Consider the following 6,445-nt stretch of genomic DNA (forward strand, 5'->3'; position numbering starts at 1 on the left):
CCCCTTTCCCACCCCCACCCCCCAACCCCCAACCCCTGTGGGTCGGGGGGGCTGGTTTTGGTTTAACCTCGCCGGGTGTTGGGGGGGGGGGGCGGGCGGGGGGTCGGCGCCCCCCCCGAGGGCGCGGTCGTCGCCGGGACGGAGGACAGCCAGGTGACGGTGCTGTCGCGGTAGGGCGGCAGGTTGATCTGGACCACGTCACCCGGGTGGACCTGCACGGTCTGGCCGTTGGAGGCGGCGCCGAGGACCACGACGTCGTTCAGGGCCGGCCGCGCCGGGGCCGCTGCGGCGGTGGTGACGGTGCCGGCGGTCAGGGCGAGGACGGCGGCGGGGACTGTCAACAGCCTCAGGATCTTCATGGCACTCCCGGTACTCGAAGGTTCACGGAAACGGAGGTTCGCGTGGAACGGCGGTGCAGGGTGCGGAGGTTCCGGCCTCCCGTCTATCCGGTGCGGGCGGCCCGGCCGATGGCGCGGAGCCGCCCGGGAGGGAAACCTCCGGCCAAGGATGTCCACATCTGCCGCCTCCGGCAAGGCGCGTGACGATCCGTCAGGCGCTCGTTACTCCGAGCCGCCGAGGCCCCGGCCCTCGGGCCGTCAGTCCCGGCGGCGGGCCGCCATCCAGACGTAGACCAGGATCCCGGCGAACAGGAACAGCACGCCCTGGTAGACGGCCGCGTAACCGGCGCCGGCCACCAGCCACAGGGAGAAGCCGAAGGCGCCCAGGCCCAGCACCGCGTCCCGGGCGAGCCGGCCCCCGGAGACCTTGTCGGGCATGCCGCGCACCAGCCAGTACAGCTGCGCGGCGGTGGAGAGCAGGTACGGGACGGTCGCGGTGAAGGTGGTGACCAGCACCAGGATGTTGAACGCGCCCTTGGCGCCGGTGGCGAAGTTGAGGATGGTCAGCACCGAGGCCAGCGCGACGCTGGTCACGACGCCGAACACCGGGACGCCGCGCCGCTCCTTGGCGAAGGCGGCCGGGAACAGCCCGTCCTTGGCGGCCGCGTACGGCGCCTGGGCGGCCAGCAGCGTCCAGCCGTTGAGCGCGCCGGTCATCGAGACGAGCGCGGCGACGGCGATGGCCGTGCCGCCCCACGTGCCGCCGAACATGGCGTCCACGGCGTCCGAGAACGGCGCGGTGGAGTGGATCAGCCGGTCGTGGGCGACGGTGCCGAAGACCGCGAGCGTGCCCAGCAGGTAGACCACCGCCGCACCGGCCGTGCCGAGCACGCTGGCCCGCCCGACGTTGCGCTCCGGATCGCGGACCTGGCCGGCGCTCATCGCGGCCGACTCCACGCCCAGGTAGCTGAAGAGCAGGATGGCCGCGGCCGCCGTCATCCCGCCGGCCCAGCCGTGCCCGGTGGCGTCGAAGGGGCCCAGGTTGCGCGCGTCGAAGAAGCCCAGACCGCCCACCGAGACCAGCAGCAGCGGGATGAACTTGAGGACGGTGGAGACGAGTTGGACGGCGCCGACGTAGCGGGTGCCGGCCAGGTTCGCCAGCGCGGGCAGCCACTGGAAGGCCATCGCGGCGGCGATGCTGAGCCCGATGGAGTGGCCGACGGGCAGCAGCACGTCGAGATAGCCGACGGCGGCGACCGCGAGCGCGGCGTTGCTGACCCAGGTGGTGATCCAGTACGACCAGGCCGACAGGAACCCGGCGAAGTCCCCGAAGGCCTCCCGGGCGTAGACGTAGGGCCCGCCGGTGCGCGGGTTGCGGCGCGCGAGCTGCCCGAAGACGAGCGCGAGGGCGATCGCGCCCACGGTCAGGACGACGAAGGAGACCAGGCTGACCGTCCCGTAGGGGGCCACGGCGGCGGGGATCATGAAGATGCCGCCGCCGATGATGTTGCCCATCACCAGGGCGGTGGCGGTCGGCAGGCCGAAGCGGCCGCCCTTGCGGGGTGTCGCGGTGACCGCTTCCGGCGTCTGCGGCGGGCTCGGTCGGGTCGCCTGCCGGGGTGCGGCCGGGCTGGTCTGCATGAGGGTGGTGCGCCTTTCGTGGTCCTGCTCGTGCTCGGTGGAGCCACCGTTCATGCTCGAACCGGGTGGCGCTCTGTACCAAATCGATGGGATTTGTTCAGTCGGCCTGGCATGTCACCGCAAGACTTGCGGTTCCGCGCCGGTCGGACGGGCACTCGTCCTGCGCCGCTCCGGCGGGCACTCGTCCTGCGCCGGTCGGACGGGCGCTCGTCCAGTGCCGGTTCGGCGCGGCCGTTCGGCGTGCGGCCGGGTGTCCGAGGGCGTTCACCCGGGGGAGGGATGTCGTCACCCGGATGCCTCAGCCGGGTTGCGGCGTGCCGCTGCGCGTGCGCGTTCGTGTGCAAACGTTGGCCCGGCGCCTCCCCGTGGGGCGTCGCCCAGCCTGCGGGCGGTCGACGTGGCCGGTCGGGGGCGCGGGTCAGAGGACCAGAGACGAACTAGGGGACAGTAGATGTCGCTTCGTGGGAAGATCCGCAAGCTCGCGGTGATCGTGGCCGTGACGGGTGCGGCCGTGGTGGCCGTGCCGACCTCGGCCATGGCGTTCGGCCACACTCCGGTGCCGTCCTCCGGGCAGGGCCTGGAGTCCGGTTCGGCGGGTGTCGGCCTGTTCGGCCCGCACGCCAACTGGTTCAACTACCACGAGCACAGCGAGGGCTGATCCGTCCGAGCTCGGAGCCCGGGGGCCGCTGTGGGCCTCCGGGCTCACGGCTGTCCGCGCGGCGAGGCGCGGTGCGGTGCCGTGCGGCGCGCTGCCGGACCGGTCGGGCGGATCGGGCGGGCCGGTCGGGGCGGCGGCCCGAGCAGGTCAGGACGGTCGGGCGGGGGCGGCGGCCCGCTCGCGCAGTTCCTTCAGTACGGCGATGTCCATCGCGTGCCCGGTGCCGTCCCCGCCGTGCTTGCGGTCCGGGGTCTCCACCAGCAGCGGGACACCGGCCGTCTCCGGGTGCTCGAACAGCTCGCGGAACGGTTCCGCGCCGATCATCCCGGCGCCGATGTTGGCGTGCCGGTCCTTGCGCGCGCCGACGACGTCCTCGGAGTCGTTGGCGTGGATCAGCCGCAGCCGGCCCGGCCCGGCCGCCGACGCCAGGGCGTCCAGCGCGGCCGTCACCCCGCCCGGTACGGCCAGGTCGTGCCCGGCGGCGAAGGCGTGGCAGGTGTCCAGGCAGACGCCGACCTTCGGGTGCCCGTCCAGCGCCTCGACGTACTCGGCGAGCTCCTCCAGCCGGGAGCAGAGCGAGCTGCCCTGGCCCGCCGTCGGCTCCAGCAGCAGCCAGGGCGCGTCCTCGCCGAGGGCGTCCAGTTCGTCCAGCAGCGGCCGCACGTCGGCCCGGACCTGTGCCATCGCCTCGGCCCGCCGGGAGCCGCCGCCGGGCGCCGTGCCGACCGCCGAGCCGGTGTGCAGGACGACGCCCAGTGCGCCGATCGCGTGGCCGCGGCGCAGCGAGTGCCGCAGCGAGTCGGCCGAGCGCTCGCGGGTGGCCGGGTTGTCCGAGCCGAAGTTGATCAGGTACGGCGCGTGCACCCAGGCGGGGAGTCCCTGCTCGGCGCAGGCCGCCCGGAACTCCTCGTCCTGCGCGGGGTTGCCCGGCGGAGTGGCCCAGCCGCGCGGGTTGGCCACGAACACCTGCACGGTCTCGGCGCCGACCCGGCGCGCGTACGCCAGCCCCGTGCCGGCCAGCCCGCGGGCGGCCACCGGGACGTGCGCGCCGACCGGGTTGCGGAGGGTGCCGAGGGGCGCTGCGGGTGCGGTGGTCATGGCCCCGAGGATGTCACGCCGCCGGCCGGCGGTGGCACGCGGCCCGGCCGGCGGTGCCGGGGGTGGTGCCGGGGTCGGTCCGGTGGCGTGCCGTGGGGGGGGGGGGGCGGGGGGGCCCGCCCCCCCCCCCCCCGCGCCACGCCGGGCCGTCCCACCACCGGCCGACGCCCCGTCAGTCCCGCAGCCCAGCCCTGGTGGCGGGCCCACCCGGCGGCCCATAGCGTCGAGTCGGCCGCACCCACCGGCCGTCACTGCCCAAGCACACCGTGTAAGAACAGACACCGCGTACCTAGCGCGCTGCCCGGCAGGCTCCGGCCGCACACCGGCGAGCGCGCCGGAAAGAACAGGTCACCACTCATGCCCACGCGACGGGTCCACCACTTCGCCGCGGCCACCGCCGCCGCCACCGCCCTGACCACCGTCCTCGCCACCCTGGCCGCCGCGCCCGCGGCCCACGCCGCCGACGGCCTGCACGTCGTCCAGCCGGGCGAATCGATTCAGCAGGCCGTCGACGCCGCCCTCCCCGGCGACACTGTCCAACTGCTCGCCGGCACCTACCCCGGCAGCGTCCGCATCACCACCCCGGGCCTCACCCTGCGCGGCGCCGGCGCGGACAGCGTGATCACCCCCGGGGACGGCACCGAGAACGCCTGCGCTACCGCCGGACACGGCCTCTGCGTGGACGGCACCGAGGCGGCCCCGCTGTCTGACGTCACCATCGAGACCCTCGCCGTCACCGGCTTCCGCAAGAACGGCATCGACGCCAGCGGCACCACCGGCCTGACCGTGCGCGACACCTACGTCCACGACAACGCCCAGCAGGGCATCAGCCAGGAGATCTCCACCCGGGCCCGGATCGTCGGCAACCGCGCGACCCGCAACGGCCAGTCCGGTGTCTTCCTCGCCAACTACGCCTACCGCGAGGGCGGCGCGCCCGACACCGGGGGCACCGTCGTGGAGGGCAACGAGCTGACCGAGAACCGGGTCGGCGTCACCGTCCGCCGACTGCGCGGGCTGGCCGTCCAGGACAACGAACTCCGCGGCAACTGCGCCGGCGTCTTCGTGGTCGGCGACGAGGGCGTGCCCCGGGCCGGGGACCTCGACGTGCGGCGCAACCGGGTCGTCGCCAACAACATGTTCTGCCCGGCCAACCCGCGGCTGGGCGCCATCCAGGGCGCGGGCATCGTGCTCACCGGGGTCGAGGACACCCGGGTCACCGACAACGAGGTCCACGACAACGTCGGCAGCTCGGACTTCTCCGGCGGGATCGTCCTCTTCAAGAGCGCCGTCGGCGTCCCCAACGCCCGCAACACCGTCGCCGACAACCACCTGAGCGGCAACAGCCCGGCCGACATCGCCGACCGCGACACCGGCGAGAACGCGTTCGCCCGCAACACCTGCGCGCGGTCCGATCCGTCCGGCCGCTGCTGAACCGCGGCACCCGCACCCGGTACGACCCGCACCTGGTACGAACCGCTCCCGGCACGCGCCCCCGGCACCCCCGCCCCCGTCGACAAGGAAGACCTCCCATGACCATCGCACCGCCCCCCACTCCCCAGGCCGCGATGCGCCTGCGCGAGCTCGTCTTCGGCGCCGCCTGCGCCGCCGCCGTCCGCGCGGCCGCCCGGCTCGGCGTCGCCGACGTGCTCGGCGACACCCCGACCAGCGTCACCGAACTCGCCGCCGCCCTCGACACCGAGCCCCTGCCGCTGTGCCGCCTGCTGCGCGCGCTCACCTGCTACGGCATCTTCTCCGAGACCTCCGACGACCGCTTCGAGCACACCGAGATGTCCCGCCTGCTGCGCGAGGACGCCCCCAACTCGCTGCGCTACATCTCCCTCTGGTGCACCGAGCCGTGGACCTGGGAGGCCTGGCCCAAGCTGGACGAGGCGGTCCGCTCCGGCCGCAACGTCTTCCCCGAGCTGTTCGGCAAGGAGTTCTTCGACTACCTGCACAGCGACGCGGGCGACTCCGCGAAGGTCTTCGACAAGGCGATGACCGCCTCCAGCCGGCAGTCCGCCCACGACCTCGCCGAGTACCTGGACCTCACCGGCGTCGACTCGGTGGCGGACATCGGCGGCGGCCAGGGGCACGTGCTGGCCAGCCTGCTGGAGAAGCACCCGGCGCTGCACGGCACCCTGCTCGACCTGCCCAAGGTGGTCGCCGGCGCCGAACCCCGGCTCCAGGACGGCGGCGCCTTCTCGGCCCGCGCCCGGCTGGTGCCCGGTGACTGCCGGGTGGAGATCCCGGTCCGCGCCGACCTCTACATCATCAAGAACATCCTGGAGTGGGACGACGAGAGCACCCGCCGCACCCTCGCCAACGTGGTCGCCGCGGCCCGGCCCGGCGCCCGCGTCGTGGTGGTGGAGAACCTGGTCGACGACAGCCCGTCGATGCGCTTCACCACCGCGATGGACCTGATGCTGCTGCTCAACGTCGGCGGGGCCAAGCACTCCAAGGAGAGCATGGTGCGGCTGATGGAGGACGCCGGACTGGACGTCGCGGACGTCCACCCGGTCAACCCCTACCTGCACGCCTTCGAGGCCACCGTGCGCGGCTGAGCACCGGCCCGCACGCGAACGACCGCCGTCCCCCCGAAGTTGGGGGCGGCGGGGGGTGGCGGGCGCTGGCCGCCTCCGCCGCCCCCGACCGGCTCGACGCCCCCCCCCCCACCCACCCCCCCCCCCCGTCCGTGGTCACCAGGTAGAGC

The 6,445-nt window shown here is 74.3% G+C and carries 6 protein-coding genes; 3 read left to right on the top strand and 3 right to left on the bottom strand.

Annotated features, from left to right (window positions below):
- Positions 1–62: 62 nt before the first annotated feature.
- Positions 63–359 (bottom strand): hypothetical protein, encoded by a 297-nt coding sequence (locus tag ACFV61_RS04245; protein ID WP_380490074.1) that lies wholly within the window; start codon positions 357–359, stop codon positions 63–65.
- 237 nt (positions 360–596) lie between these two features.
- A complete protein-coding gene (locus ACFV61_RS04250) occupies positions 597–1,979 on the bottom strand; it encodes an amino acid permease (RefSeq protein ID WP_380490093.1) in 1,383 nt (460 codons plus the stop codon).
- 451 nt (positions 1,980–2,430) lie between these two features.
- On the opposite strand from ACFV61_RS04250, the gene ACFV61_RS04255 reads away from it, so the two are divergent.
- A complete protein-coding gene (locus ACFV61_RS04255) occupies positions 2,431–2,637 on the top strand; it encodes a hypothetical protein (protein ID WP_063350286.1) in 207 nt (68 codons plus the stop codon).
- A gap of 147 nt (positions 2,638–2,784) precedes the next feature.
- Here ACFV61_RS04255 and ACFV61_RS04260 read toward each other — a convergent pair whose 3' ends face one another.
- On the bottom strand, positions 2,785–3,735 hold the full coding sequence (locus tag ACFV61_RS04260) for a deoxyribonuclease IV (RefSeq protein WP_063350287.1): 951 nt from the start codon (positions 3,733–3,735) through the stop codon (positions 2,785–2,787).
- A gap of 357 nt (positions 3,736–4,092) precedes the next feature.
- On the opposite strand from ACFV61_RS04260, the gene ACFV61_RS04265 reads away from it, so the two are divergent.
- Positions 4,093–5,166, top strand: a complete 1,074-nt coding sequence (locus ACFV61_RS04265; protein ID WP_380345584.1) for a nitrous oxide reductase family maturation protein NosD — start codon at positions 4,093–4,095, stop codon at positions 5,164–5,166.
- A gap of 98 nt (positions 5,167–5,264) precedes the next feature.
- A complete protein-coding gene (locus ACFV61_RS04270; protein WP_063350289.1) occupies positions 5,265–6,296 on the top strand; it encodes a methyltransferase in 1,032 nt (343 codons plus the stop codon).
- Positions 6,297–6,445: the final 149 nt, after the last annotated feature.

Origin of the sequence: Kitasatospora sp. NPDC059817, from assembly GCF_042731835.1 — a bacterium.
Taxonomy (GTDB): domain Bacteria; phylum Actinomycetota; class Actinomycetes; order Streptomycetales; family Streptomycetaceae; genus Kitasatospora.